Below are 26632 nucleotides of genomic sequence, written 5' to 3' on the forward strand. Positions count from 1 at the left end.
GCCATTATTGCCGATAGGGTCAGGTACACTGCAATTGGTTTCTGGGAGAAAATGGGGTTTTCACGACAGGGAGAGGATAACTACAGCTGGCATAAATGACCAGGAGCCTGATGGTTTCTTCTGCACATGCGTTCTCCTTTGTTTTATATGGCAATCGTAGCTTTTTGCAAAATGCCCCTATACTTGATAAGTAGGTGTCACAATTACAGGTAAATTCATTTTTCACACTGGTCATTTCTGCGAATTGCGGGGTGAAAGGTGTTACAAAAACTCATTTGCCGCAAATCTTGACCTCAATAAATAGAAGTGGTCAAGTTCTTCCATGCAATACCCAACAGATTTGCAGGAAAGGCACTATGTAACAAGGTGTCGTTATTACGTATGGGTGTGTGGATATCAACCTGTGTTTTACCTTTTTCTTTCTCGGCACAATTTGCTACAATGCATCGAATAAGCCGACAATACAGGGGAAGGGGTGCATTGAATGAATACAAAAATCGTTTCTGGCGGCCAGACAGGAGCAGACATTGCCGCTCTTGATGTCGCCATCAAGCTAAACATCCCACATGGTGGCTGGATACCGAAAGGAAGGAAGACAGAAGCAGGCCCATTACCTGATAGATATCAACTCCAGGAAATGCCCACAGGAAGCTATACCAGGAGGACGGAGCAGAATGTTATCGATTCCGATGGCACACTGGTTTTCATGCATAGTATCTTATCAGGTGGTTCTCTCAAAACATACAATTATGCAAAGAAATATAACAAGCCATGTCTCCATCTTGATATGACAAAACTTTCAGTCGATGAAGCTGTAAAAGAAATGTTACAGTGGATAGAAAAAAACAATTTACAGATCCTGAATGTTGCCGGTCCCAGGGGAAGCAAAGATCCGGAGATTTATACTGTTGTAAAAGAAGTATTGACAATAGCTCTCACAGAGAATCTCGCCGATAAATAATAAGAGCATAAAGTAAGAATATCTGTTAATTGACATAAAAAATTGATTTTCGTATACTCCCTTATTCAAGATGCTGCTAAATCAGGGAGGTAGCAGATGAAGCATTTGGTATCATTAATATCGATTCTGCTTTTGTTTGTAACTTTCAATTATGCTATTGCCGGAGATACACTGAACATTGCTGTTTCCAGGCTTGAATCAGATATCTCAAATAACTTGAAAACAATAGGCGTTGATCTCAAATCTGCTGCAAAAGATGCAGGCAAATTAAAAGAATCAGAAATAAGAAAGCTCCTTTTAGGGTTATATGCAAATAGACCTTATGTCATTGACGCTTCCTTCATTAACTCAAAAGGCATAATGACTATGATTGAGCCTGATAAGTACAGAAAGCACGAAGGGTCGGACATATCAGACCAGGAGGCTGTTATCCTGATGCAGAAAAGCAAAAGGCCCTTCATGAGCAATTTGCTTGATTCTGTCGAAGGCATCAAATCAATCGATATAGAATATCCTGTTTTTTCTGCCGATAGAAAGTTCGTAGGCTCTTTAAGTCTCCTTGTTGAACAGGATAAACTCATACGCAAGATTGCCGCTCCCGTTGAAAAGGAACTGAATGTGAATTGCTTTGTAATGCAGAAAAACGGTATCCTCATCTATGACACAGACTCGTCCCAGATAGGATTGAACACTTTCAGCGACCAGCTTTACAAGGACTACCCGGAGCTGGTCTCCCTTGGCAAAAGGATGGTCAGAGAAAAAGACGGAACAGGATACTACACATTTTTAATCCGTGGCACAGACAAAATTATAAAAAAACAGGCTGCATGGAAAACAATCCGCTTTTTTGATAATGACTGGATAGTAGTTGCCTACAGGGAAATAAAATAAGTATTTTGGAACGGCAAAGGATATGGATACAGCTACCCCTCATACTAAAGAAAAACTTATCAAGATTATCAAAACCCTTCTTCATACAGACGAGGATCTCAATTTTCTTGTCCGGTTAAAGAAAGAAGATTTAGAAAAACTTGCTGCCATTGTCAGAGCAAGGACATATCTTTCCGATAAGTAATAAGGATGGAATGTCGGCAACATCTGGTGTAATTATTCGGAAGCAATCTTGTATAAGCTTTTCTGGATTTATTGATTACTGGGTATAACATGCAGGGTTACCTGCCTGATGTATGCTCTTCATTGTGATCTGTGCCATTCGAATCTTGCCCGGCAAAGCTCTTTACCGTCTGCGGTGCGTCTCACGGAGCACAATTCCTGGTCCCCCCTTTCCTCTGAAAGTACTGTCACTTCATCATTCTGCAGCGCCTCCGAAAGGAAGCTGAGTTCAATCGATCCGGCCTCTGTCGATGAAAGATGTTTGTACGAATGGCTATCCATCATCCACTGCAGGTACCTGGCAGAGTTTACGTGCCGGTTTACATCGATATCGGAGAAAAGCACGGAGAACCGGGCAAGTTCAATACCGCCCTTTAGTTCCTCTACCTTATCCGGATTAGTTTCTATCTCATCCCTTTCCGGCTGCCATGGAAAACTGTCTGGCTTCCGGTCAAGTCGTTGCGGCCGGCCACTCGTCCTGTCCAGCACCATCCATGACGAGGTGGCTGAGGCCAGTTTCTACCTGTCCCCGAGGTGATGGAAAAGTCGCGGAGGGCGTAGAGCCTTACTATCCGCTTTCCCCATGTTTCGATGGTGATCCGCTCACCCCATCGAGGTAGCCGCTTGATGAGCATCTGCACTTTTACCAGCACCCACATTAAATTCCGTGCTGCCAGCTCGTCGTGCCCGTAGCTTGTTCCTTTGGCATGGTTCCAGGCCGCGTTCAACAGGTACGCAAATAGTGTCTGCGGGTGCAGCCGGCCCAAAACATCCACATCAAATGACTCGATGAGTCGCTCTTCTTTCCAGATACCGGGTACTATATCCATTTCGTTTGGTCTCCTACGCTACTGTTTTTTGTCCATTCCGGCACGACCGGCCCAGGATTGGACATAGTCGAGACCTTATCTCCACCTATGCCCAGTGCCATGGGGATTACGCATAAGGCCAAGCATGAGAAAATATAGGCAGACATTTATTATCATTACTTTGTGCTCTATTCAACGGTATTCCAAGTGAGTCCTCTTCTCTTTTGACTACATCCCATATACTAAGGAGAATAAAATTGGCGCATCATCAGTATTTCATATAAAATCCACATCAAGGGAATGGCTTTCTTTGAGAAGACACCGCTGGCAAAGATTTGCTCCATTACTCTTTCAGAAGTATAGCATTACAAAATTAGACCCCTACCTGTGTCACGTATAGCAAATACTAACCTGGACATCGGGTCCTTGTCTGGATTTATTGATAGCCGTATAAATGCGTAAGCGCCTTGACGGCCTTTTTCTGATCCTGCGGGCCGCAGCTGTTTTCACGAAAACGAGTTTTTATAGATAAGCGATTATACCATCTTTCCACTGGCAATCTTCAAAGTCATTGATAATGATCTTTCCATTCAAATAATCAATATATTTTGGCACGCAGAAAGCAGGTGTTCGCCTCAAGGCAATCAAAAAAACCGATTCCCAACAACATTTGAAATTGTTTTATTTTGTTCTCTATGATATCAAAGATGCACAATCCAAAATGCCAAAGTCATTCATTGTAAGGGGGAATTCTCATGAAATCAAATGTACTAAGAAAGATTTGCTTGTCCATGGTCATGTTGTTCACTCTCCTCTCGTTCGGCACGTATGCCCAGGCCGACACCTGGACCCAAATGTACGGGAATGTTGCCAATATCGCAAGGAGTTTTGGCAGCATGGCATACGGAAACGGGACGTATGTGGCCACTACAGGCTTTGCCTCGAATAATACGCCATCCTCCGGCACATTCAATTACACGCAGAGGGTTTACACGTCTTCTGATCTGGCAAACTGGACCGAGCAGGATCCTGTGATGACCTATTCACATGCAGGAACATCTGGATCGTTCTCATACGGGGTGACCTTCGTGAACAATACCTTTGTCCTTTGGGCATTGTGTTGGGACTCCACGAGCACCGTTACAAATTCAGGAATCTACATGTCTTCTAATGGCATTTCATGGACTCAGACATATTCAGGCGCTGACTCCTATTTAGGGTTCGGTTCTGGCGTCAACCAGTTCTTTTCGCCACAGGTTGTCAAGAACTATGATTCATCCTCAAACACGACCGCTCTCACATACAGGATCCGTTCCTCCCTGGACGGCAATGCATGGACCGAACGATATACAAATACCTTCTCGGGCCCGGGGAATGCCCTGAACGGCTCTGGATCCGTCACGTTCTCGTACAACACATTCGTCGCCCGTTTTAACTTCACGAACAGCAGCACCTCACCGGCTACTTATACAAGCAAGCTCTTCTTTTCCAGCGACGGCATAACGTGGACCGAACGATATGCTGGAAACGGAACGCTCAGCTATACCCGTCTCAAGAATACCCTCGTTATTGCATTGCAGACGAATAACGGGGGCAGCCCTGCCACTGCGACAACGCGGATCCTCACCTCCGACGACGACGGATACACTTGGACGGAACGCTACAACCAGACCTTTATCGGAAGCGTAAGCAGTAACGTGTCTTCAAACAATAATGATGCCCTTGTTGCTTGGATCGGTATCAACAATAACGGGCAATACAACATGAAGATGCTTTACTCGGCCGATGGAAGCACCTGGGCCGAAACCTACGACCAGACCTTTATCGGAAGCGGCAGTTACCAGGGCGGTTATTACAGATCCCCCTTCGGGACACGTATAAACATCAATAATTCCGGGCAGTATACCACAAAAATCCTCCAGGCGCCCAAGGGTGATGCATGGACCGAGACGTACTCCAACATCTTCACCACCAATGTCGGCCTCTCCTTGGCATCCTGGAATGGCAATCTCATCGCCTTCGGGAGTGATGGAAACGGCCATGCAATGGTGCTCCAGAACACAAGCCCCATTGCGCTCTGGATAAGCTCGATCGTGCGGGACAGCAACAGTAACCCCATAAGCGGTGCCACCGCATCAATTGCCGGAAATTCTTCGCTCACCGCAACCACATCATCGAATGGATGGTTTACCCTCAGAGGAATTCCTTCTGCTACCCCGTATACCCTGAAAGTTGTCAAAAAAGGATATAGGCCGACTTACGTTATGCTTTACGTTTATTTACCGCCAAACCCTTGGGATTTTACCATGAGCCTGACCTCGGCGTCTCCCGTGTGGCTCTACTCAAACGTTGAGGTAAATAGATGGAGGGTTGCACCAAATAAGGGGGTTCTGGTCATAAGGATAGTCGACGGTTTCACTGCCTATTCAGGGAATATACCTGGCGTAGTCGTGACGGCCACAGGATCACATTCAGGAAAAGACTATCCGGTCACCTACCTTGACAGTCTGGGTGACATCAGTACCGGCGCCACCTCCACCTCTTCCCGCGGCGCTATTCGTGTCCTTAACGTGGATGACGGTGATACGGTGACGCTCACTGCCTCCAAACAGGGATGGAATTTTTTCCCCCAGTCGTTTGTTGCCTATGGCGGCGGTGTGACAGCGGGTGTTGTCTCTGGAACGCCAACGGGGTCTATGTACTCTATATCGGGTATTGTAAAAGATTCATCCGGCAACCTCCCTATAAGCGCAGCTTATGTCTCCGTAACGGATGTCAACACGGCAACTGAAGTGGCGAAGGCCCGTACCATCGAATCAGGATATTATCGGATCGACCTGCCGTCTTCCGGGTCCTACTCAGTATCGGTCATGCGAACAGGTTATGACAGCATGTCGCAACCGGCCATGGTCAGCCTTTCTGATACAAGTCCGAACGACACGCTGAATCTGTTTATGATACAGAATCCATTCGCTGGGCATGGACAGAAAGACCATAAGAAAACACATGGGCATGGACAGAAAGACCATAAGAAAACACATGGTCATGCTCCAGTATCTGGGCATCACCCGGGATATACCGCTCCCTGATGAACAGGAACTTGTTGCCAAGCTTAAGGGCATGATGAATTCTCCCGTCTATGAGCAACCGGCTTTTGATCTTGTGGCAAAGCACAAATCTGACGTCGAAACATGGCTCAAAGGCTCGAACATGACCGGCAAGCAGATATGGCGTCTCCTCAAAGAAATCTTCCGTATCGAGATAGACTACACCATCATCAACGCTACCTCAGAAAAGGAGTTCTCCTTCGGCAGACCAAAGGTGACGATACGGATGGAGACATCGCCCGGCATTGAAGCCCAGCTTGACTTCGGCTACGTAGGCCTCATGTACAATCCCGATATGCAGAAGATGAAAAAGACATGGGCCTTTATCATGACCTGACCCCCCCCAAAAAAAATAGGTCCAGTTTCTATGTTAGACTCTGGATACAAAAAGAAAGAGAATTTTGGGCATAAAGCAATTACCCGGTGATCAACATTTTGAACACAAATCATCCATAGTTATCACTTAAAAATCTGAATCTTTGTGTTTATAATAAAAGGTAGATTCATTATTCCCCTTCATAGCTATTGCACACTGCAAAGTGAAAGTCGCTATAAAAACCAATAAATGGTAAATCTCAACTCAATGAATATGCGTCTCCCCTTTGACATCCCATATCCCATAAATTATAATGCTCTCAAATCCATTCATCAGGAGAACCTCATGAGTAAAAGAGTTTCCACACCCATATTCATTCTTCTTATCCTTTCTGTTTTCTGTTCAGCTTCTTTTGCCTACAATCTGACCCTAAACAACACCCCCACACAGGTCTATTTCTCCCCTAATGGCGGCTGTACTGATGCAATAGTAAAAGAAATAGACAATGCCACGATGGAGGTTCTGGTTCAGGCTTATTCATTCACTTCAGCGCCGATTGCCCACGCACTGGTTAACGCCAAAAAGAGAGCAGTCAATGTTGAGGTTGTAGTAGATAGGTCACAGAAAAAAGAGCCAAAGAAGCAAGGGGCGAGTTATACATCGGCAACCTTCTTGGCAAACATGAGGATACCCACCTATATTGATTCAACTCATGCAATAGCACATAACAAGATAATAATTATTGATAAACAGACTGTTATTACAGGTTCATTCAATTTCTCAAAAGCTGCTGAAGAAAGTAATGCTGAGAACCTGTTGATAATCAGGAATCCAGAGCTTGCCGCTATCTATCTTGATAATTTTCTAAAACATAAAGCACATTCAGAAAAGCTGGCACCGAGGTATTGATATGAATAAGTTTACATTCCTGTTTTTCCTTTTGCTTCCAGGATTGTTTCTCTGTAACACAGCCCACGCAGGGTGGGTGCACTGTATTACCGATGCCGCCGGTAATAATACATATTATGATGAGGAGAGCATAACATCTGTAGGGAAAGGCGCTGTAAAGATATCGGTTAAAACGGACTATTCTAAAAAAGGTAAATCTGATTTCATTAAGACCCGTATAAGCAGAGGTCTTGATGTCAAAGGCTATGAAAATCTGAGCCATACTGTCATGGTATGGTATATAAACTGTAACAAAAAGGAACATGAGCTGTACTCTATTTTCGAATATGATAAAGATGACGGCATAATCTCTACATATAAGGCGAAAGAGATAATAATGCAACCTGTTCAGCCGGGAACCATAGGAGAGATTTTCTATAAGATAGTCTGTAAATAGGATGGAGAAACAGGAATGAAGATCCACGAGCTGACATGTCCTCAATGCGGTAACACGCAGGAAGTTGAAATATGGGATTCACTTAATGTTACGGTAGAGTCATATCTCCGCGACCGGTTATTTAATGCCGATATCAATATCTTCAAATGTGAATCATGTAATAATAAAGCTATAATCAGCGTTCCCCTGCTTTATCTTGATATGAACCGGCAATATTGTGTCCAGTACTATCCGCCCGAAGCTATTGAAGATGATAAGTTCTTGACCCAGTTTACTCCTGACGGCAAGTGGAGCTTCAGGGATATTCCGGAAATAGTCAACAATGACTTAGATTATATGGGCGACCCCACATCGTTTTTAGTCTTTTTGATATGATCCAGTACGTCAAGTTCCGGGATAGATTGCATGAGAAGAGAAGGCTGAAGCAATAAATAATCAGAAGCAGCATCCAAAGAAAATCATACCGGGGTATTAATACATATGACAACCATACATTCTTTTATGAAACAGTTCCAGGGGTTCTCCATGCAGCCATTCCACTATATCATTATCTTTGCTCTCATCCTGTATATTGCCGTATGCTTTGGCCGAATCGCTTCAAAAAATGGCAGGAGCCCTTTCCTGTGGGGTATTCTTTCAGTTGTTACTCCCATAAACCTTATCATCCTGGGGTATTGGGCATTCAGCGGAAAAAAACAGAAACGTCCAGCAAAGGTAGTTGTAAAGAAAAAGGGGAAGAAATAAATAGTGTATTATTCAAGGAATGTGCAAATATATAACAGTTTATTTTTTGTTCATTAGGAATTCAGCTTGGAACGCTAAATTTGGATTGACAAAAAATGTCTGTGGGAATAGGATGTAAAAAGTTATAGGTTGAATTTTATTAGCCTCACAAAATCGTTTCAGGATGGCTAATTGAATAAGTACCGCAATGTCCTTATAGTCATTTTACCTCTTCTGTTTTTAATGGGCTGTGCTTTTGCTGGTTCGAAGCCGATACCGCCCGATAATCCACCGGGTTTTCTGCTCGGAATGTGGCACGGTCTGATCGCTCCGTACACTTTGATAATCAGACTGTTTATGAATATTCAGATGTACGCTGTGCCAAATTCCGGCTGGTTTTATGATTGTGGATTTCTTATCGGGGCTACCGGGTCAATCCCTCTGGGCTGGTTAGCTGCAATAATAGCCATCATAACCCACCTGTGCATTGTTTAAGTTGCATCTGACATAATCTCATTCCTATTCATTTATCTTATCTTTCAGAACACCACTCAACCTGAAAAGCAAAACTTTTCTCCCAGCGACCACTATCTCATCACCTGTCTGAGGATTTCTTCCTCTCCTGGCTTTTTTCTGTTTTACTACAAACTTGCCGAATCCAGAAATCTTAACATCTTCATCTTTTGCAAGTGTTTCTTTTACGGTTTCAAAGAACTTATCTACGATATCGGCACATTCCTTTTTTGATAAGCCAAGTTTATCGTATACGTTATTTATAATATCTATCTTCGTCATGTTTTCTCCTGAATATGTATGATAGTTTTCTGTTATTTTTAACCATATCAGAACCATATACGTCAATGATTAACAGTCTATTATTATTGATTTTATCGATAATATAGTCTTGCCGTTGATCCAGATAAATCTTTCTCTATGTTTCAGAATGAAATTCATTTCTAAAGTTTCGCACTTGATTTCTCATCCAAAATATTCCCTAATACCTTGAAAATACATGTTATTTAATAGAAAAGCAGCCCCGAATATGGTAGACTTGATTCTGCTAAGTAACCAAAATCATACCAGAAATAAGGAGCTGCCATGTCATATGATAAACCACTTTCTCTCTCATTGCAAAAGGAATTAGACCAGAGAAACCTCGTTTTAGATTCGGAGATTCATACCGCCTTGCAGGCGTTGAGGATAAAATCATTGCTCTGTCGATGCAATATCATGAAGACCAAAGGCTACACAACTGTTGTCCTTCTGTATTGGCTCGTTCTGCTTCCGTTCATTATGAAACGGACTACTTTTCTCTGGACGGGAAATACCTTCCTTGATGCAAAGAAAGATACTTTTTATCGTTTCCTCAATAATGAATATTTCCATTGGCGTGCCTTCATCTACCGGTTAGTACTGAAAATGATTGCTTTAAGCGACGATGTTCCACTGAAGGAGAAGACCCTTATCCTTGATGATACCATCGAGAAAAAGACAGGAAAAGAAATGGAACTTGTCAGTTATCACTTCGACCATACAACACAGAGGAGCATCCTCGGCTACCAGTGTGTTCAACTGGGATACCACAACGGGAAACAGTTCTTCCCTCTCGATGCGGGATTCCATGTCTCTAAAAGCCGACCGAACACCAGAACGAAATCTATCGATAAACGGAGCACCGGTTGGAGAAGGAGAAAAGAAGCATTCCGGAAGAAGACCATCGTAGCCGTTGATATGCTCAAACATGCATGGAATCAGGGGATCGTTGCATCCTTTGTCCTTTTTGACAGCTGGTATGCCCATGATGTCCTTATTGCTGACATTCTGGAGATAGGATACGGTGTCATCTGCCGGTTGAAATCAAACAGGGTAAAATATTCCTATGAGGGCTGTCAGTATACCCTCAAACAACTATGGCAGGACGTGGCAAAGAAAAAGGCAAAAGGTATATATGGTTTTCCCTATAAAGGGGTCTGCCTGAAGGCAACATTACCAAAGTCGGGAGAGATATTACTCCTTTTTGTATCAGACGGAAAGAAACAGTGGAATGCTTTTCTGTGTACTGATACGGAATTGGAACCATCAAAAATCCTCACCTATTATGCACGGAGATGGGCTATTGAACTCTTTTTTAAAGATGGAAAACAGATGCTCTATCTGGGTAAAGAACAGAGCGAAACCTTTGAAGCCGTTGTTGCCTCCTACAGTCTGGTGATGATCCGGTATCTTCTGCTTATTTTCATTCTCCGTAAATATCAACGGACTGTGTCACTGGGCCCGCTATTCAGGGAACTGGCAGAAACCCATCTTCAGCTTATTATGATGGAGACCATGTGGGGCCATATCAAAGATATACTCATTGTGTCAAGCCACCTACTTTTGGGAGAAATAGAACCGGATCGCTTTTTACACTTCCTTGATATTGTTGAAGATGCTATACTGATGCAGATCCAGGGAGCAAGTGCGAAACTTTAGTTCATTTTATGATATATTCACAATACGGATATGAGAATCATGGCAATTATAGGGGTAGGCTTCAGTGCTTTCGCATGTTTCATCGGCATCATCATTCTGCTTGCAGTTCTCTTTTCTCATGATCATTCCCGGATTGATGATATTCTGAAGGCCTTCCTGTTGGTATGCTCCGGTGTTTTTATCTTTCTGGGTTGTAATAGGACGCTGAAGAGAAAATCTGCCGATATCGAAAGAGGACAACGATGAAAATATATTTCGCCCGCCCAAGCTTTACAGGATAACAGAGAGAGTTTAAGAAGCAGTTCAAATCAGAGCAGTTTTAACGTTACTTCTTCAGTACCGCCTTCAGTAATGACACCGACATGGCAGCTTGGTCAAGAGCCTCTCTTCTTGACATGCCCCTTTTCTCTTTAAAGCATGTATTTGCAAGAGCTATTGAGCTGTTTGCAATATTCGCCACTTCACGGCTCAGGTCATCGCTGTTTTTGATATTAATGATGTTTATCTTCTTGAGCAGGTAATCCGTATCCTCTTTTGAAAGAGGGTATGCCGAATCAAGGGCATAATCGAATTCGCTGTGTTTATCGGCAGACCAGATACCGTGGCTTTCATAGATTTTGCCATCTGACGCTGGTTTCTGTTTGTATGGATAACTATGGAGGGGTTGTGACAGATCGCCGATAAAATGTGCAATGCTCATGAGGTAGTAGTTATATTGGTACTCTTTCAGCCCCTTTTTGTTCATCTTGTTGTAGAGGTCTGATATCTTCCAGTAGAGAATGCCCGATCTATCGGGAATCTTTATGGAGATTATATCAGATTTGCCTTCCTCACTGACATTTGCTGACCTTACATTATATCTCTGGATGTATTCCGGCGTTACCACAGCGTCAGGCGCGGCGCTGTGGTAATGGAACTGTATCATAAGGTCGTAGTTTTCGTGGCGCACTTCATCTGGTATGCAGGCATACTCTGGATTTTTCATTCCTGCCTGCTGTGCTATAAATGTATGAGTTTTACAGGACCAGCCGTAGCACAGTGTTGTGCTGAGGAAGAAAGAGGCGATAACAAACAAAATGAGTTTCTTCATGTTACCTCCGTTTTTGTTGATGGAGTTTTGCCGATGTCGATAGTATTCTCTATCAGCATAAAGCCTTTTGTCAATAAAGGTCTGGCTGATAAATAGTCATATTATTATCTTTTTCGTCTGTAATGGTATACTAAAGAAAAACCTTGTCAAAGAGGACAACCATGAAAATCTACTTTGCCCATCCATGCTTTACTGATAAACAAAGAGAGTTCAAGAAACAGTTCCTTCCCAAGATTTCTGCCGGTTTATCTCAAACACAATACGGCAACGATATTGCCATAATTGATCCATTTGACTATGCCCCTAATGTTGAAGGGGATATTGATATAAAATTAGAGATGGCGGAGGGCATTAAAATTGAGTGCATAAGGCTCCTGGAAGAGTGTGACATCATTATTGCCCTTGTTGACGATAACGATACCGGCACAGCATTTGAAGCAGGATATGCCCACGCTGTGAATAAGCCGATTATACTGATCTCTCAAGAAAATTGTTCAGCGGCAAATGCAATGTTGATAGGTTCAGCAAAAGTAGTAGTAAATAATGTCCTTGAGGATGAACAAGTTAAGGGGTTGGCTGGGCTGATCCTGTTCTTTTATGGTACCTGGAAGGCTTCACAGAAGAAGCCGGAGAATAATTGAAAAAGAGAAAACGTTATGTTACGTCTAAAGAAAATATATATTCGTTAAAGGAGGAAGAAAAAATGGTTACCATGAAAAGATTTGTTATCGGTATCGCTTTATTAGCTTTTATACTTACAGCAGGGACATGCCTGGCCGATTCCGCTATTCCCAATCTGGTGGGGACATGGACGGTAAAAACCGAGGGCGGCGTCCTTCTCAAGGGCAGTGCTTCCGGGCCAAAGACTCATCATAGCGGTGAGTTCAGCACTTTAACTGCCGAAACAGTTGTGACCAGGCAGCAGGGGAGAATCTTTCATGGAACCTTCACATCGCCAAAAGCTACTGAGAAATTTGTCGGTGTTATTGGAATGGACAATAAAAGCATATACTTGGCCGATGAAGACGGTTTTATAGAAGGAAAGATAGTAAACAACAACAGGATAGAATCAGTCTACCGTCATGTCACCGCTTCAGATACGGTAATAGGGGTGGGTACCTGGACAAGGAAAAAATAGACTGTAACACAGTAAGGCAATTTATATAGCATTTCATAACACGATATGTTCGCAAGAAGGGGGCCACGATACCCTCACGGATACCGTGGCGAGCTGGGTGACATTTCTTTCTTGGGGGGGGAATTGCCGGTACCAGCCTGATAATAGTATACATTGAAAAACAAATTTAAGAATAGATATTTCACGAGTTCTATTCTATTTCAGAAAAACAATGGGGACGCTTTGTTCATAAAGACGTCCCCATTTCTGTTACTTAACGATCACCGGCAGGTTAAAGCAATACGCGTAATACTTCTTCTTTATTTGGCCGGTGTTTCTACGGTAATTGCCATTGCATCCGTCACCCTCATGACAACCTCATCGCCAACCTTTACATTTTTGAACTTCTTCACGCTCTTATCGACTGGAAAGGTCTTCAGATTGCCTTCAGGTCCCTTAAGCGTTACTGTTCTTTTTGCGTAATCTACGGCTTCTACTTTGGCGGTTACTTCAAAGGTGTCAGTCATGACTACACCCGGCTTAGCACCTTTTGGCGCTACCCTAACTGTCTGAATCTCATCGGCGGATGGTTTTTCATCAGACTTTCTGACAAAGACAGCTACCGATTCGGCAAATGTGGCCTTTACCTGGTCTCCAACCTTTATCTGATCGAAGTTTTTCACTTCAGGACCCAGTTTGTAAGTCTGTGTCTTCCCGTTGGCAAATTTGAGAGTTACCTTGCGTTTCGCTGTATCAACTGCGTCCACCGTTGCAGTGTCAGAGATCGCCTCCACCACAACAGCTCCAGGTTTTTGAGCCTGTTTCTTTACCGTTTTCGCTTTTGTATCTGCTTCCTGTGCCAGAGCAAACTGTGCAAATACAACTACGAGAGCCAAAACTAATACTACTGACAATACCTTTTTCATTCTATACTACCTCCAGCTTTTTAATGGGTTTTTCAGCTCATTATTATAGCAAAATATCGTTCCCGTTAATATGTAATCAAGAAAAGAGCAGTGCCTTCTTTTGCTTCCTTTGAATCAGATATATTTTTAAATCAGGGAGGAATCGTGTGTTTTAGTTGTCTATTCCGATCTATTCGAACACTGATTCCGATTTTATCCGAACGGCTTTTTGATGATCCTCATCCTGCCGTCTCCAATTTATAAAAGTGTTCGACCTATGTCAAGCCTGAATATATTTTTCTCATAGAATCTTCACCTCCTTTCAATATTATCTTATGGGCATTATGGACTATCCTGTCGCATATGGCATCTGCAAGGGTAGGTTCTCCTATGATGTCATGCCATGTATCTATCGGGAACTGAGATGCAATGATGGTTGACCGCACGCCATGCCTGTCCTCCATGATTTCAAGGAAGCTTCTTCTTTCATCATCTGTGAAGGGATTTATCCCCCAGTCGTCGATGATAAGAAGTCTTATCCTCTGGAGCCTGGACAGGAATTTTACAAAGCTTCCGTCAGCTTTTGCTATTTTCAGGTCCTGAGCCAACCTTGGCAATCTTACATAAGTGGTGCGTATGCCCTGTCTGACAGCGCTGTTTCCCAGGGCACAGGCAATATAAGTTTTGCCTGATCCGGTAGGCCCGACGATTATGATATTCTGGTTGGAGCGTATCCATTCATTTTGAGATAATTTAAGGATTACATCTTTTGATAATCCCCTCCTGGTTCTGAAGTCTATATCCTCAAAACAGGCATTGTGATGCCTTAAGTGGGCATAGGAAAGAAGGATTTTAAGCTGACGATTTCCTCTTGATAGTTTTTCTTTATCAACAAGAATACCCAGGCGCTCCTCAAAACTTAAGTCTTTGTATGCGTTGTTATTCAATTGTTCCTGCAGTCCTTCCGCCATGCCTGATAACTTCATTGCAATGAGTTTTTCGATGGTCGCCTCAATCATGGGTTGCCTCCCGGTAGTACTCATTGCCTCTTATGTTGTTATGAAGGGGGACAATCTTTTTGTTTTCAACATCTGTTGCTGAACCCTCCAACCCCATCTGAAGGAGGGACTTTACACTTTTGTAATTATACGCCTCTATTTCCAGCGCCCTTTTACATGCATTTTCTACCCGTTCTGGAGAATATGCCTTTGATAGTCTTATAATACCGAGACAGCTTCGAAAACCTTGTTCAGGATGGGTTCTGTGTTCCATGATTTCTTCAAGGAGGGTTTTTGTGTTTGGCCCTATCTTCTGTCCCCACAGTTTTATCCTTGCAGGGGTCCATTCGAGGTATTGTCTGTGTTCCGCCGGCATATGAAGGTTCTCTGTAACAAATGCCCCCGGTTTATTCATTTTTATATGAGAAGCAACCCTTTTTCCTTTATGGTATATTTCTACAATGTTGCCGGTATGCATAATATCCAGAGTTTCTCCTATTAAGGTATAGGGAACACTGTAATATGTTTTTTCTACCTTTACATGATAATCAATGTGTACTTTCGCCTTTGTCCATGAGGCAATAGCAAACCGCTCCGATGGAAGAGATTTTAAAGCAGGTTTCTCGATTTCAATAAAAAGATCGTAACGGGATTTGTTTATTACTGCCATCGGTCTTCTATTCAGTTTTTCGGTTTCTTCCAGTATGGCTTCATTCAGTTCTATAAGACTGAAAAAGGTTCTGTTTCGGAGTGCTGCAAGGATTCTTCTTTGTGCCTGAAGCACTGCATTTTCTACCTTGGCCTTGTCTTTTGGTTTTGCCACTCTTGTGGGGATGACAGCGATATTATAATGCTGCGCCATAGCAGCAAGGGTTTTGTTGATCTCCGGATCATAGAAGCATGCATGGGTAATACCGGCCTTAAGATTATCCGGGATCAGACATTCGGAACATCCTCCATAAAACTCAAATGCTTTTATATTACATTTTATAAAGCTCTCGGTAGTCTGACCGGGTACGGCATGTGCAAATATATATGAGCTTGCCCCTAATACGGAGACAAATAGTTCAACCTCGATCATTTCTCCTGTTGTCGGATTCCGATAGTGAGGTTTATCCCCGGAGAAGTCGACGAACATCTTTTCTCCTGCCTTATGGGTGATGTGCATAACAGGGTCCGCCTTTTTCTTCCAGTCATGATACAGTTGGTAAAACTGGCTTTTTTCATACCCGTCGGGATTATCCCTTTTGTATTCCTCGTGAAGCAATTGAAGGGTTACACCTTTCTTCTTAAGTTCTCCAGCGATATACACAAAATCAGGCAGTACTTTTATTGATGTCTTTTCGGCCTTAGGCGATACGAGATCTGACAGGATGTCTTCGTCTATCTCGCAGATTTCTTTATAAGTAGCGCCGAGCTCCCTGAACTTCTCCACATAGGTTGAAGCTGTTGAAGTGGATATATTGCATGCCCTGGCGATGGGACGAATACCAAGATTGCATTCAAAAAGCAGCCGGGCAATTTCTTTCAGTTTTTTCATTGATGTCTTCCTCCCTTTCTTTTTCACTTATACACCCTCCGGTATTTTTTGAGGGCAGTGTATCATGTCAGGCAGGGAGAAGAATCATGATCTGTTTTACATAAACAGATATTCCGGTAAAACACAAAAAGTGTTCGATTAAAACCGGAATTGGTGTTCGGATATCACCGGAACAGGTGTTCGACCTTTTTCGGAATTGATGTTCGAGGTTGACCGGAATTTACATTTTAGTCTTAAAAGACTGTGCAGTCAGGTAAAAACTCCCCCACTTTCTATCTCGGAAAGTGGGGGATCTATATCAAAACCTGCCTCTGCTTACGCATCGACATGATCAACGTCTATTTTGCGCCGATATTTCCATTGGATTTTAAAATATCCTGCCTCTCCTCCCATTATTTCTATCGAAGGCGGGAGCACCTCCATATATATACATGAGGGACAGGATGATGAAGCAACTGTGGCTGACAATAATCTCCCACATGAAGCAACGGCAACTGATGCAGAAGGGCAGCTCACAAAAATGAATCCAATGGCCATTTGGATTTTACCGTCATATTATAGTTATAGTAATTTTCATGTGTAATTATCTATAAAGGGATATAACTTTTTTGGAGATTTATCGGCAAGAAACTGAAATAGAACTGTCATTTTCAGAAACGTATCCATCCAGATACTGCCGATGCAACACAAAGTAATCTTTTGAAAATGGCGGTTTTGAAATGAATTTTATCACCGGGAATGTTATTCTTCAAAACTTTTACAGAAGATTGCAATGAAAAGACAGATTAAATCCAATACGCCCAGTTTCAAAGATATTCCCTTCTCCAGGTTGGTAAAAGAGGTAGAAGAACTCTCTGACATTCGTCGTGAATATGCGAAGAAGTCAAAGAAACAGAGAGAAAAGGCGGCAGAGTATCAATATAACGACGCTTATGGCAGCATGCTCTTAAATAGACTCATCGGAGAAGAATCGCGCGACTTTAGATGGACAGGTGAAATGGTTGCCCTGGCTATCGATCCGGATTACGCCTCTGCAATCTTAACGGTAGGGTCACACGAATATCTCTATGGAAGAATAGACGAGGCCATGACTCATTTTTTAAAGCTGACCACGCTTCCGAAAAACACAGAAGATTTAACTGAAATTGTCGATAAGGCAGGTGATTTTCTGATTCAGAAGAAAGATTTTGATAATGCAATTGTTCTATATGCGTCTGCTGCGAAGAAAAATCCTGGCAATCCTGTGTACCATAATGGCTTGAGTTATTGTTATGGTAAGATAGGGGATTACATAAAAGCCTTAGAAGAAGTGAGAATAACCGTTAACCTCGATCCTGAGAACCACGTTTACTTAACGGATCTGGGGTGGACCCTCGTTGAGGCGCACCTGTATGATGAAGCGCAATCTGTTCTTGAACATGCAGTCAAAGTGGCTCCGCCTGAATACGACCTCGCAAAGAATAATCTTGAAGAATTGCAGCGTCGAAGAAAAAGAAAGTAATAAATATGCCCATCTGTAAACAGTGTGGTAAAGACACTGAAGAACCAAAAACAACAAAAGGAGATCGCAATATGAAAGTAATTGCAATTAATGGAAGTCCACGCAAGGGCGGGAACACTGAATTTTTACTGAAAAAAGTGCTTGAGCCTATTAGTGAAGCAGGAATAACAACAGAACTGGTCCAGATCGGCGGCAAGCAGGTGCACGGCTGCACGGCCTGTTATAAGTGCATGGAAAACAAGGATTCAAGATGTGCAATTAAGACGGATATAGTGAATGAATACATAGGTAAAATGATTGAATCGGATGCGATTATTTTAGGTTCACCAACATACTTTGCAGGTATGACATCAGAATTGAAAGCGTTAATAGACCGTGCAGGATTTGTTGCCGTTGCTAACGGCCGCCTTTTCTCTCGTAAAATTGGTGCTGCAGTGGTTGTGAACAGGAGGGGAGGGGCAACGAGCGTCATGGATTCAATCAATCACATGTTTTTAATGTCCAGAATGATTGTGCCTGGATCAACATACTGGAATTTTGGTGTTGGACGGGAAAAGGGAGATGTCGAGAAAGACGTAGAAGCGCTTGAAAATATGAAAGACCTGGGAGAAACTATTGCATGGCTGATCAAAAGCTTAAAGGTATAAACACCCATTAGAATGACACAATTCTGTTTTGCTTCGTTTTTCTTTTAAAAGGATATTCCTTCTGAGTATGAACAACAATAAACCACAATGCGGACTCATATTAGAGAATAGGGAAGGGAAGGTCCTGCTTCAATTACGGGATAACAGACCTGATATCTTATTCCCGAACGTCTGGGGAACATTTGGCGGAGAGATTGAAGATGGAGAAACCCCTGAAATGGCAATCATGCGCGAAATCAGAGAAGAAACAAGATATGAGCTTCACGATCCTGAATACTTTGATACCTTCCTCTATGACAGCCGCGTCATTCATATCTACAGAAAAGTTGACCATACAATTGCCTTAGAGGATCTGACTATTCATGAAGGCCAGAAGGGCATGTTCTTTTCAAAAGAAGAAGTTGAAAACCTTGACTGTGCTGCCCATTGCAAAGAAATCGTCATTGCATATTTTCAGAAGTTTCATCAATAAAGCCTATCCGAGGAGGTAAGGATGAACAAGGTTATTTTTTTAGGTACACTGCTATGCGTTCTTTGTTGTGCATTCACTCTATCGGCACAAGATTGCAGTAAGGCCGATAACACCCTTGCAATTATTGCATGTCACGAAGAACGCTATGAAAAAGCGGACAAAGAATTGAACAAAGTCTATGGAGAAGCCATGAAATCTCTTTTCCCTTCTGCACAACAGAAGCTGAAGGAAGCTCAAAAGGCATGGCTGAAATACCGGGATACAGGTCTTGTTTTTGCAATAGAACTCAACAAGGATTTAAGATCGTATGGAAACATCGTTGTGGCCGATTACAAAGCTACAGTTGTGGAAAAGAGAGTATTGGAGCTGAAATATCTCACGACAGGGCCAGAGGGACCGCCAATTAAATGGTGATATGGAGAAATGTACCATTTTTGGTATGAGACTTGTATCATGTGGATATAATGTATCAAGATATATCGGCAAGAAACTGAAATAGAACTGTCATCCTCAGAAACTTATCCATCCAGATACTGCCGCTGCAACACAAAATAATTAGAACTCACAGATATATAATTCCCTAATCAATCATATCTGTACATAGTTTCCCAGAGCCTGTTCACGTTCAAAGGAACTTCTCATAGTCTGATAATACTGGTTATCTTTACCTTAAATTGTAAATAATCCTTGACATTATTGATGATTATATTAATAATTCTCGTAGATAGCAGCTTCTGCAATAGTCTACCCAACAGGCAGAGTCTATTTGCCTGATAATCATAGATATATTCAAACATATACAAGGAGGTAGTTGGAAATGACAAAGGCAGAAATTGTAGCAAAAGTGGCAGAAGATGTTAAAGTTACAAAAAAAGTTGCAGAAGGTGCATTCCAGACAATCATCGGATGTATTGAGGGATCGCTCAAGAAAGGTGAGAAAACAACAATCGTAGGTTTTGGCACATTCTCAGTTGCTGATAGGAAGGCAAGAAAGGGCAGAAACCCACAGACCGGTAAAGAGATCAAGATTGCCGCAAAGAAGGTGCCGAAGTTTACCGCAGGGGCAGCTTTAAAGGCAGTGGTAAGCGGAAAGGCAGCAGCAAAGAAAGCAGTAAAGAAGGCACCGGCCAAACCGAAAAAGAAATAAATGAAGACCAGGCGGGCCTTCGGGTCCGCTTTCTTTTTCTTAAGGAACATCACGTTAAAATTGGAAAGCAAGTGAGACGGATGTCAGAAAATGTGCCATTTGTGGTAGAGAATTGTATCCTGTGGATGTATGATAATAAGATAAATCGGCAAGAACTGGAATGCGTAAGGGGGGTTTGCTATGTTTCATACAATATGTCGAGTTTTTAAATTGATGTTTGTTTTTTGTCTTGCCACAACAACGGTTAGTTATGCTTCCGCCACAACACAGCAGCCTGTGACACAGATCGCTAATCCAGCTTCCGAAAACTGTATCAAAAAGGGCGGTACGGTGGTAATTCAGAAACACAACGATGGCGGCGAATATGGCATGTGCCTATTCCAAGATAATAGACAATGCGAGGAGTGGGCCATGTTCCGCGGAGAATGTCCGGTTGGAGGTATCAAAATCACCGGCTATATCACTCCGGCAGCTCAATACTGCGCTATCACAGGAGGGAAATATCAGGTTTCAGGTAACAGCAACACAGACCAGGAACAGGGAACCTGCACATTCAAGAACGGTAAAACCTGTGATTCGCGGAATTATTATGCTGGAAAATGCAATCCCAATATCGAGGAGGGACAACCAACATATAGCGACCCCTTTGCATATTGTACAGCTGTAGCGACCGTTGATATACCGGATAGTCGATACAATGGGGTTAAGATCCCGAATTCCATTATTCAAGGCATGATCCAGCAAGGGATTGTACCGGCTGATGCGCCGATGGAGTTTCAACAGAATATGGCGTGGCGGTGCATGAATCATAAGGTATGGGTTTGCCAATTTGGAGCCAATATCCCATGCATGGAAAAGGCCGACATATCACGGACGCCGACCTCCGGGATGGTGGACTATTGCAAGACGAGTTCCACAACGGATAGCATCCCTGCCTATGTGACAGGACGAGCAACAATATACGAATGGAGATGCAAGGATGGAAAACCGGAAGTGGTCAGGCAACTCTTCAAGAGCGATCAGCAAGGATACCCGACTGTCTATTGGTATGAACTAACGCCAAGGTGAGTTTTTATGTAAAGGGGTTGGTATAAATCTATTCCCGGTAGAATCTATCGGCAGGAAGGGATCTCAAATAATTGGTTTCCATCTCGTCAAGGGTTTGTGCTAAGGTTCTGCTTAGAATAGCTGTTTTCTCAAAAAATATATTTATTTCTGCAAAAAGTCTTACACAGCTCTCCCTGGCCTGCCGGGAAAGCTGTGTAATCTGCTCTTCCCGATCTTTTGTTTCCTGTATAATATCTTTGAAGAGTTCCAGTTCTTCCCGGGTCAGTTTCTTTGCTTTAAGGAAATCATCTATCGCCTTTTTGTTGTCCACAATATATCCGTTATTTCAGCAGAATGTCTTTTCAGCAATCGACCCCGTGAAGTCATATTTAGCTGCATACACGGTGTATTATTTTACTTTATCATCACATTCTTTTCAAGAATTAAGGCATTGGAATGGTCTTTGCATAGCACGGGAGATATACCGTCAAGAAAGCCTATATAAGATTTTTTGCCGGTATCAGTCTATCTCAGGGAAGACATTTTGATGATTTCCAGATTCTATAACAATAGCAACGTTGAGATACTTTCTGCATTTAATAAGATCATCAGAAGCTGATTATTCCCGTTTGACAAAATTGCTACATAGCGGTAGGATTTGAGAAATTTTATACGTAGTTATTGTCGGGATAGGGGTAATCAATGGAAGTGGCTGTTTCGCTTAAAGACATCGTCGATGAAATGGACGTTCTAAGTGATGAGTTTTCTGCATTCCTCAATAAAAAGACCGGAGAACTGGTCACTTTGAATAGTGAAGATCTCTCAGTAGCAGAAGATGATGATGACATTGACGGGTATCCTGAATGGCAGCAGGAAATGATCATTAAAGCAAGAGAAGTAGTCAGTTCTGATGAGTATCTTCCGCTTCCAAGCAAATTTGATATTCATGAGTACAATATCATAGAAAATTTTTGCTATTCGGTAAAGGATGACAAAATCAGGAAGGATCTCTTGTATAAAATCAAAGGTGGCGGTGCTTTCCATCGTTTCAAGGATGCTATTCATGTACATGGCATTGAAGAAGAACGGTATCGTTTTCGACAAGAAGAGCTTGAAAAGGTTGCAATAGATTGGCTTGAAGCAAACCAGATATCGTATACAAAAGATGAGGGTTAAAATGGCCCAGCGTACACCATTTACAAATGCAGCCTCCAGTATATTATTTGTTCGTAGCTTCCACGAAGGGGATCAAAATGGCATCTGACAAAAGTTTTATTGAATTTATCGTAGACCAGATGGGGAATGCTGGATTTATTTCTCACAAGAAAATGTTCGGCGAGTATGCAATATATTGTGACGGTAAAGTCGTGGCGCTCGTTTGTGATAATCAGCTTTTTATAAAACCAACCGAAGGTGGCAGAACATATATGGGGAATATTGTTGAAGCTGCACCATATCCCGGAGCTAAGTTGTATTTTCTAATAGAAGATGCATTTGAAGATCGGGAATGGATCAGTGGTTTAATCAAGATAACGGCACAAGAACTTCCTGTTCCCAAACAAAAACGAAGCAAAACAAGAGGAGCAAGTAAGTAAAATCCATCGGCAGTGATAGGAATGGGATTGCATGATTTAATCATAATTACCATGTATATCTTCATAAACAGAAAATATCCCGGATCAAGGCTCCCAGGAGTTTTGAAATTCTGCCAGTAACGAATTCTCGTACTTCACGTACATTCCGTATTTATTATATGGGGTATGGGATGTTTGCTACCCCCCCCATTATGTCAGAATAGAGTATGATAGCGGCAGAAAACTGAAGTTGAGTACTTATTGTGTATTCAGGCTTATGCAGAAATATTTCAAGTTTCACCGGGGGCGGTTTGAAAATGTTACAGCCTGTGACAACGCACATAGACCTTGTGTCAATTAGACCTTTGCGCCGACAATAATATATGGGTATAATACCTTCGGAGAACTTATAGAGAAATGACCGTAACCAGGACCGGACCCCAGAGGAAACAAGAAATTACCGCAGTAGTAAAAAATGTAACCTACAAAAATACAGACAACGGGTATATGGTCCTTAAAACAGGAACGGGGATCACATTGTGCGGTGTCTATTATGATGCCGGTGTCGACCTTAAAGGAGTTCAGGTAAAGGCCTCAGGTGAATGGCAGAAACACAAGGCATACGGCATGCAGTTTATTTTTGACGAGCTGATTATCCTCGAAAATGAACTCTTCTATTTTCTCACAAAAGTTGTGAAGGGCCTGGGCAGGAATCTGGCTGCATCCCTTATCGATTCCATGGGCGAGGAAAAGCTTGAGCATATCCTCGACACTGATCCCGACCAGCTCCTTAAGATAAAGGGCATAAAAGAGAAGAAGCTCAAGAAGATTGTCGGCAACTGGCAGCGGTACAGAGATCTCAAAGAATTGTCCAAATTCCTTATCCCTCTGGGCGCCACGCATACCTTCGTACAGAAGGTATACCGTGAGTTTGAGCAGGACCGGAACATAATCCAGAACATTAAGAATAACCCTTATATACTCACCCAGATAAAAGGCGTGGGGTTTAAAACTGCGGATAAGATAGGAAGGACCATGGGCGTAGAGCCTACAGACCATAACCGGATAGAGTCGTGTATCGAGTATGTCCTTTTTGAGTACACTGACAGCAATGGAAATAGCTGTATTGCCGAACCTCTGCTTCTAAATCTTGCCAACGAGGAACTTGTGTCCGGTGAAGATGATTTCAAGATTGAACCCGAGCTTTTTAAAGGCATTCTAAAAACCATGGCGGAAAATGAGAAGATAGAATTCCTTAAAGACGGGAAGCTCACCTCTTCATTTTTATTCAATGCAGAGTCGCGTATCTATAAAGCCATGGCTGAACGAAGCGAATGGGCTTCCCCTCCCATTGTCTCCGACATCGAGGCTTACATCAAGAAGAAAGAAGAGGATATGGGCATTCAATTCAGCAAGGAGCAGCAGGATGCGTTGCGGATTATCAATAAAGGTCATAAGGTATTTGTGCTTTGCGGGTATGCAGGCACCGGCAAGAGCACCATAGCGAGAGCCTTACTGGATCTATTCAGGACAAGGTATTCTCCAGATAAGATCATGTGCTGTGCGGTGTCCGGTATTGCTTCCGACCGGATACGAAAGACTTCTGGATACCAGGCACAGACCATCTACAGCCTTATTTACAAACATAAGGGTGAGGGGAAAGAGTTCCCCTACGAAGTGCTCCTTGTAGATGAGGCTTCTATGGTAAATACGGAGCTTCTCTATAAGCTGATTTTAAGGCTGAAAAGCACAAGCACTCTTATCATGGTAGGAGATCCTGCACAGCTTCCCCCTATAGGAGCCGGAGAACCCTTCAGTGATATCATTGAACGGAACATTGCCCCATCTGTAAGTCTTACCAGAATATACCGTCAGAGCGAGGATAAAGTAATAGCAGTCTTTGCAAATGAAATACGCGAGGCCATTATACCCGAGGACTATCAATCAGGCCAGTATTCTGATTTTGATTTTGTGGACTTTTCCATCCCGAATTATTTTTCTATAAGGGCAAAGGTCAAAAAGAACGAGATGCCGGAAAGTGAGTTCAGAGAAATGAAGGAGAATAATACTGTAAAGATTTTTGATGCTATTATGGGCATCTCGGAGTCCTATAAGCCCCTTCTCGCTGAAGCCCTGAGACAGAAGAACTTTGCAGGGTTTTTGACCACTTTCCAGATAATTACCCCCATGAAAGGCGGGGCGCTCGGCACCGAAAATCTCAATGATGAACTCCAGAAGTTACTTAACCGGTTTGCCTTTCATGAGAGCAAGTCCATAGATTTAGGCAAAACCAGGCTGGCATTAAGTGATAAGGTGGTCCATATCCAAAATACCAATATCGACTGCATCTCCATTGCTGATTACAGGAAACCGGACCGGCAGCAGTATTTTTATAAAGAACGCATATATAACGGGATGATCGGCATAATAATCTCGGTAGACAAAGAGGAAGAATTACTGCATGTGTTCTATCCCGCAGACAAAACAATAGTCGAGTACTCCTTTGATGAGGCGAGAGATTTTTTACGCCTGGGATATGCGCTGACCATCCATAAAGTACAGGGAAGTGAATTTAAGCATGTGTTGCTTCCCATAACGTTTTCCCACTTTATAATGCTTAATTCCAAGCTTTTATATACCGCCATAACACGTGCCCGGGAGAGGATCATACTGGTGGGTGAAGACTATGCGTTTAGAGCTGCCTGCCGAAAGAAAGAAGCAACCGTGAGGGATACTGTCCTTAAGTTACTCGAAGAGAAGGATCTTAAGGTCGGGGATCGTGATTCTCTGTTCGAGGGAAAGCAGGAGGAAGCTGGTCATCACTTTTTGTAAGTAACAAAGATTTTTCTGATATCGGCAAAAGGTCTCTATATGAATTCTTGCCGGTATAAGTCTACAGTAGAAAAGACACTATGTGTTTTATCAACCCTTTACTTCTGTCTTAATTATTATGTGGAGATGAGAAGTCAATGAATATTTCTTAAGAAGGAGGACTATATACATGGATACAAAAGAAAAGATTGTTCTGGATGCAATGAAAAAGGAAGGAAAACCTATGAGGCCCGGAGATATTGCCAAGAAATCAGAGATCGACAAAGATGAAGTCTCCAAGATCATCGATAAGCTGAAAAAGGAAGGGAAAGTAGCCTCTCCGAAGCGGTGTTTCTATGAGCCGGTGCAGTAAATCCTTTTGTGATGAGAATACCCGAGAAAGCTTCCAGTTCATGCGATTCTAATGATATTTTTCCATTTCCATTTCATTAAGACCCTTTCAAGCACTTCTCGTTCAGAAGGACCTGCTATAATCTATAGGAATAAGGGTTGTAGGGGAATATTATTAAACGGTTGCGATTCAGAATATACTTATCTGGTAATACAGAAATACCACTGGAGGCGCCCATAGCGGTAGTTCACCCATTAACAAATTATGCACAAAATGAAATTATATACAGGGTGGGGCAATGATCGCCTGTCCGAGTACCGGTGCAGAGATTATTTTACCGGGGCGTCAGGACAATATCCTGTTTTCGGGAGCGCCCAACCTCATTGTGACATTTGTCTCCGCCCTTTATATCAACAACAGGCAGATACAGTGATGTAAATGAGTTGAAATATATTCTCTACCCGATATCGGCAAGAGTTGTGAGAGAGTTCAGTTGGAGGAGATGGGAGAACCAGGACTGTTTTTGTGTGAGCGTGTTGACAACTTCCTGAAACAAACAACGTACCCTTTTATGGGATGATGCTG

32 protein-coding genes are annotated in these 26632 nt (G+C 42.6%); 25 read left to right on the forward strand and 7 right to left on the reverse strand.

The window, feature by feature from the left end; genetic code table 11:
- Positions 1–484 precede the first annotated feature (484 nt).
- The 3 genes from NTX75_02995 to NTX75_03005 all read left to right on the forward strand — a co-directional run bounded on the left by NTX75_02995 (position 485) and on the right by NTX75_03005 (position 2036).
- Positions 485–961 (forward strand): putative molybdenum carrier protein, encoded by a 477-nt coding sequence (locus NTX75_02995; protein MCX5815196.1) that lies wholly within the window; start codon positions 485–487, stop codon positions 959–961.
- A 96-nt stretch (positions 962–1057) separates the two neighbouring features.
- The gene (locus NTX75_03000; GenBank protein MCX5815197.1) at positions 1058–1852 is read left to right on the forward strand and encodes a cache domain-containing protein; all 795 of its coding nucleotides are present in this window, start codon (positions 1058–1060) and stop codon (positions 1850–1852) included.
- A gap of 22 nt (positions 1853–1874) precedes the next feature.
- Positions 1875–2036 (forward strand): hypothetical protein, encoded by a 162-nt coding sequence (locus NTX75_03005; protein ID MCX5815198.1) that lies wholly within the window; start codon positions 1875–1877, stop codon positions 2034–2036.
- Positions 2037–2155: 119 nt separating this feature from the next.
- Here the strand turns inward: NTX75_03005 and NTX75_03010 are convergent, their stop codons facing one another.
- Positions 2156–2590 carry a thioesterase gene (locus tag NTX75_03010; GenBank protein ID MCX5815199.1) on the reverse strand — a complete coding sequence of 145 codons (435 nt, stop codon included), beginning with the start codon at positions 2588–2590 and terminating at the stop codon, positions 2156–2158.
- Positions 2591–3638: 1048 nt separating this feature from the next.
- Between NTX75_03010 and NTX75_03015 the strand changes: the two genes are divergently transcribed.
- The 7 genes from NTX75_03015 to NTX75_03045 all read left to right on the forward strand — a co-directional run bounded on the left by NTX75_03015 (position 3639) and on the right by NTX75_03045 (position 8869).
- The gene (locus NTX75_03015) at positions 3639–5972 is read left to right on the forward strand and encodes a carboxypeptidase-like regulatory domain-containing protein (GenBank protein MCX5815200.1); all 2334 of its coding nucleotides are present in this window, start codon (positions 3639–3641) and stop codon (positions 5970–5972) included.
- A complete protein-coding gene (locus NTX75_03020) occupies positions 5896–6327 on the forward strand; it encodes a hypothetical protein (protein ID MCX5815201.1) in 432 nt (143 codons plus the stop codon). The genes NTX75_03015 and NTX75_03020 overlap by 77 nt, the downstream gene beginning before the upstream one ends.
- Before the next feature lie 324 nt (positions 6328–6651).
- Positions 6652–7215 carry a phospholipase D family protein gene (locus tag NTX75_03025; protein ID MCX5815202.1) on the forward strand — a complete coding sequence of 188 codons (564 nt, stop codon included), beginning with the start codon at positions 6652–6654 and terminating at the stop codon, positions 7213–7215.
- A 1-nt stretch (position 7216) separates the two neighbouring features.
- Positions 7217–7651, forward strand: a complete 435-nt coding sequence (locus NTX75_03030) for a hypothetical protein (GenBank protein MCX5815203.1) — start codon at positions 7217–7219, stop codon at positions 7649–7651.
- 15 nt (positions 7652–7666) lie between these two features.
- Entirely contained in the window at positions 7667–8026 is a 360-nt protein-coding gene (locus NTX75_03035; protein ID MCX5815204.1) for a CpXC domain-containing protein, read from the forward strand.
- A gap of 105 nt (positions 8027–8131) precedes the next feature.
- On the forward strand, positions 8132–8395 hold the full coding sequence (locus NTX75_03040) for a hypothetical protein (GenBank protein MCX5815205.1): 264 nt from the start codon (positions 8132–8134) through the stop codon (positions 8393–8395).
- 171 nt (positions 8396–8566) lie between these two features.
- Positions 8567–8869: a hypothetical protein gene (locus NTX75_03045; GenBank protein MCX5815206.1), complete on the forward strand. Its 303-nt coding sequence runs from the start codon at positions 8567–8569 to the stop codon at positions 8867–8869.
- A gap of 24 nt (positions 8870–8893) precedes the next feature.
- Here the strand turns inward: NTX75_03045 and NTX75_03050 are convergent, their stop codons facing one another.
- Complete coding sequence (locus NTX75_03050; GenBank protein ID MCX5815207.1) at positions 8894–9169, reverse strand: integration host factor subunit alpha; 276 nt, start codon at positions 9167–9169, stop codon at positions 8894–8896.
- A 303-nt stretch (positions 9170–9472) separates the two neighbouring features.
- On the opposite strand from NTX75_03050, the gene NTX75_03055 reads away from it, so the two are divergent.
- Together NTX75_03055 and NTX75_03060 are read left to right on the forward strand one after the other, a co-directional pair.
- Entirely contained in the window at positions 9473–10846 is a 1374-nt protein-coding gene (locus NTX75_03055; GenBank protein MCX5815208.1) for a transposase, read from the forward strand.
- A 39-nt stretch (positions 10847–10885) separates the two neighbouring features.
- Positions 10886–11092, forward strand: a complete 207-nt coding sequence (locus tag NTX75_03060; protein ID MCX5815209.1) for a hypothetical protein — start codon at positions 10886–10888, stop codon at positions 11090–11092.
- A 79-nt stretch (positions 11093–11171) separates the two neighbouring features.
- On the opposite strand, the gene NTX75_03065 is transcribed toward NTX75_03060, so the two are convergent.
- Positions 11172–11936, reverse strand: a complete 765-nt coding sequence (locus tag NTX75_03065) for a hypothetical protein (GenBank protein ID MCX5815210.1) — start codon at positions 11934–11936, stop codon at positions 11172–11174.
- A 161-nt stretch (positions 11937–12097) separates the two neighbouring features.
- On the opposite strand from NTX75_03065, the gene NTX75_03070 reads away from it, so the two are divergent.
- The gene (locus NTX75_03070; GenBank protein ID MCX5815211.1) at positions 12098–12577 is read left to right on the forward strand and encodes a YtoQ family protein; all 480 of its coding nucleotides are present in this window, start codon (positions 12098–12100) and stop codon (positions 12575–12577) included.
- Positions 12574–13074 carry a hypothetical protein gene (locus NTX75_03075; protein ID MCX5815212.1) on the forward strand — a complete coding sequence of 167 codons (501 nt, stop codon included), beginning with the start codon at positions 12574–12576 and terminating at the stop codon, positions 13072–13074. Before NTX75_03070 ends, NTX75_03075 begins: the two co-directional genes overlap by 4 nt.
- Positions 13075–13373: 299 nt before the next feature.
- Here the strand turns inward: NTX75_03075 and NTX75_03080 are convergent, their stop codons facing one another.
- From NTX75_03080 to istA, 3 genes are all read right to left on the reverse strand, one after another.
- Complete coding sequence (locus tag NTX75_03080) at positions 13374–13979, reverse strand: hypothetical protein (GenBank protein MCX5815213.1); 606 nt, start codon at positions 13977–13979, stop codon at positions 13374–13376.
- A 254-nt stretch (positions 13980–14233) separates the two neighbouring features.
- The gene (istB, locus tag NTX75_03085; GenBank protein ID MCX5815214.1) at positions 14234–14977 is read right to left on the reverse strand and encodes an IS21-like element helper ATPase IstB; all 744 of its coding nucleotides are present in this window, start codon (positions 14975–14977) and stop codon (positions 14234–14236) included.
- Positions 14970–16496 carry an IS21 family transposase gene (gene istA, locus NTX75_03090; GenBank protein ID MCX5815215.1) on the reverse strand — a complete coding sequence of 509 codons (1527 nt, stop codon included), beginning with the start codon at positions 16494–16496 and terminating at the stop codon, positions 14970–14972. Before istA ends, istB begins: the two co-directional genes overlap by 8 nt.
- 772 nt (positions 16497–17268) lie before the next feature.
- Between istA and NTX75_03095 the strand changes: the two genes are divergently transcribed.
- The 6 genes from NTX75_03095 to NTX75_03120 all read left to right on the forward strand — a co-directional run bounded on the left by NTX75_03095 (position 17269) and on the right by NTX75_03120 (position 21331).
- On the forward strand, positions 17269–17997 hold the full coding sequence (locus NTX75_03095; GenBank protein ID MCX5815216.1) for a hypothetical protein: 729 nt from the start codon (positions 17269–17271) through the stop codon (positions 17995–17997).
- Positions 17998–18068: 71 nt separating this feature from the next.
- A complete protein-coding gene (locus NTX75_03100; protein ID MCX5815217.1) occupies positions 18069–18644 on the forward strand; it encodes a flavodoxin family protein in 576 nt (191 codons plus the stop codon).
- A gap of 67 nt (positions 18645–18711) precedes the next feature.
- Entirely contained in the window at positions 18712–19116 is a 405-nt protein-coding gene (locus NTX75_03105) for an NUDIX domain-containing protein (protein ID MCX5815218.1), read from the forward strand.
- 21 nt (positions 19117–19137) lie between these two features.
- Positions 19138–19530: a DUF1311 domain-containing protein gene (locus NTX75_03110; protein MCX5815219.1), complete on the forward strand. Its 393-nt coding sequence runs from the start codon at positions 19138–19140 to the stop codon at positions 19528–19530.
- Positions 19531–19933: 403 nt separating this feature from the next.
- Positions 19934–20263 (forward strand): HU family DNA-binding protein, encoded by a 330-nt coding sequence (locus NTX75_03115; GenBank protein ID MCX5815220.1) that lies wholly within the window; start codon positions 19934–19936, stop codon positions 20261–20263.
- A 180-nt stretch (positions 20264–20443) separates the two neighbouring features.
- On the forward strand, positions 20444–21331 hold the full coding sequence (locus NTX75_03120; protein MCX5815221.1) for a DUF333 domain-containing protein: 888 nt from the start codon (positions 20444–20446) through the stop codon (positions 21329–21331).
- 28 nt (positions 21332–21359) lie between these two features.
- On the opposite strand, the gene NTX75_03125 is transcribed toward NTX75_03120, so the two are convergent.
- Positions 21360–21641, reverse strand: a complete 282-nt coding sequence (locus NTX75_03125; GenBank protein ID MCX5815222.1) for a hypothetical protein — start codon at positions 21639–21641, stop codon at positions 21360–21362.
- Positions 21642–22012: 371 nt separating this feature from the next.
- Between NTX75_03125 and NTX75_03130 the strand changes: the two genes are divergently transcribed.
- The 5 genes from NTX75_03130 to NTX75_03150 all read left to right on the forward strand — a co-directional run bounded on the left by NTX75_03130 (position 22013) and on the right by NTX75_03150 (position 26480).
- Positions 22013–22486 carry a UPF0158 family protein gene (locus tag NTX75_03130; protein ID MCX5815223.1) on the forward strand — a complete coding sequence of 158 codons (474 nt, stop codon included), beginning with the start codon at positions 22013–22015 and terminating at the stop codon, positions 22484–22486.
- Between the two features lie 77 nt (positions 22487–22563).
- Positions 22564–22905, forward strand: a complete 342-nt coding sequence (locus NTX75_03135; GenBank protein ID MCX5815224.1) for a TfoX/Sxy family protein — start codon at positions 22564–22566, stop codon at positions 22903–22905.
- Positions 22906–23301: 396 nt separating this feature from the next.
- Positions 23302–25716: an AAA family ATPase gene (locus NTX75_03140; protein MCX5815225.1), complete on the forward strand. Its 2415-nt coding sequence runs from the start codon at positions 23302–23304 to the stop codon at positions 25714–25716.
- 169 nt (positions 25717–25885) lie between these two features.
- Complete coding sequence (locus NTX75_03145) at positions 25886–26068, forward strand: helix-turn-helix domain-containing protein (GenBank protein ID MCX5815226.1); 183 nt, start codon at positions 25886–25888, stop codon at positions 26066–26068.
- A 277-nt stretch (positions 26069–26345) separates the two neighbouring features.
- On the forward strand, positions 26346–26480 hold the full coding sequence (locus NTX75_03150) for a hypothetical protein (GenBank protein MCX5815227.1): 135 nt from the start codon (positions 26346–26348) through the stop codon (positions 26478–26480).
- Positions 26481–26632 lie beyond the last annotated feature (152 nt).

The sequence above is a fragment of the Pseudomonadota bacterium genome, from assembly GCA_026388315.1.
GTDB lineage: Bacteria > Desulfobacterota > Syntrophorhabdia > Syntrophorhabdales > Syntrophorhabdaceae > MWEV01.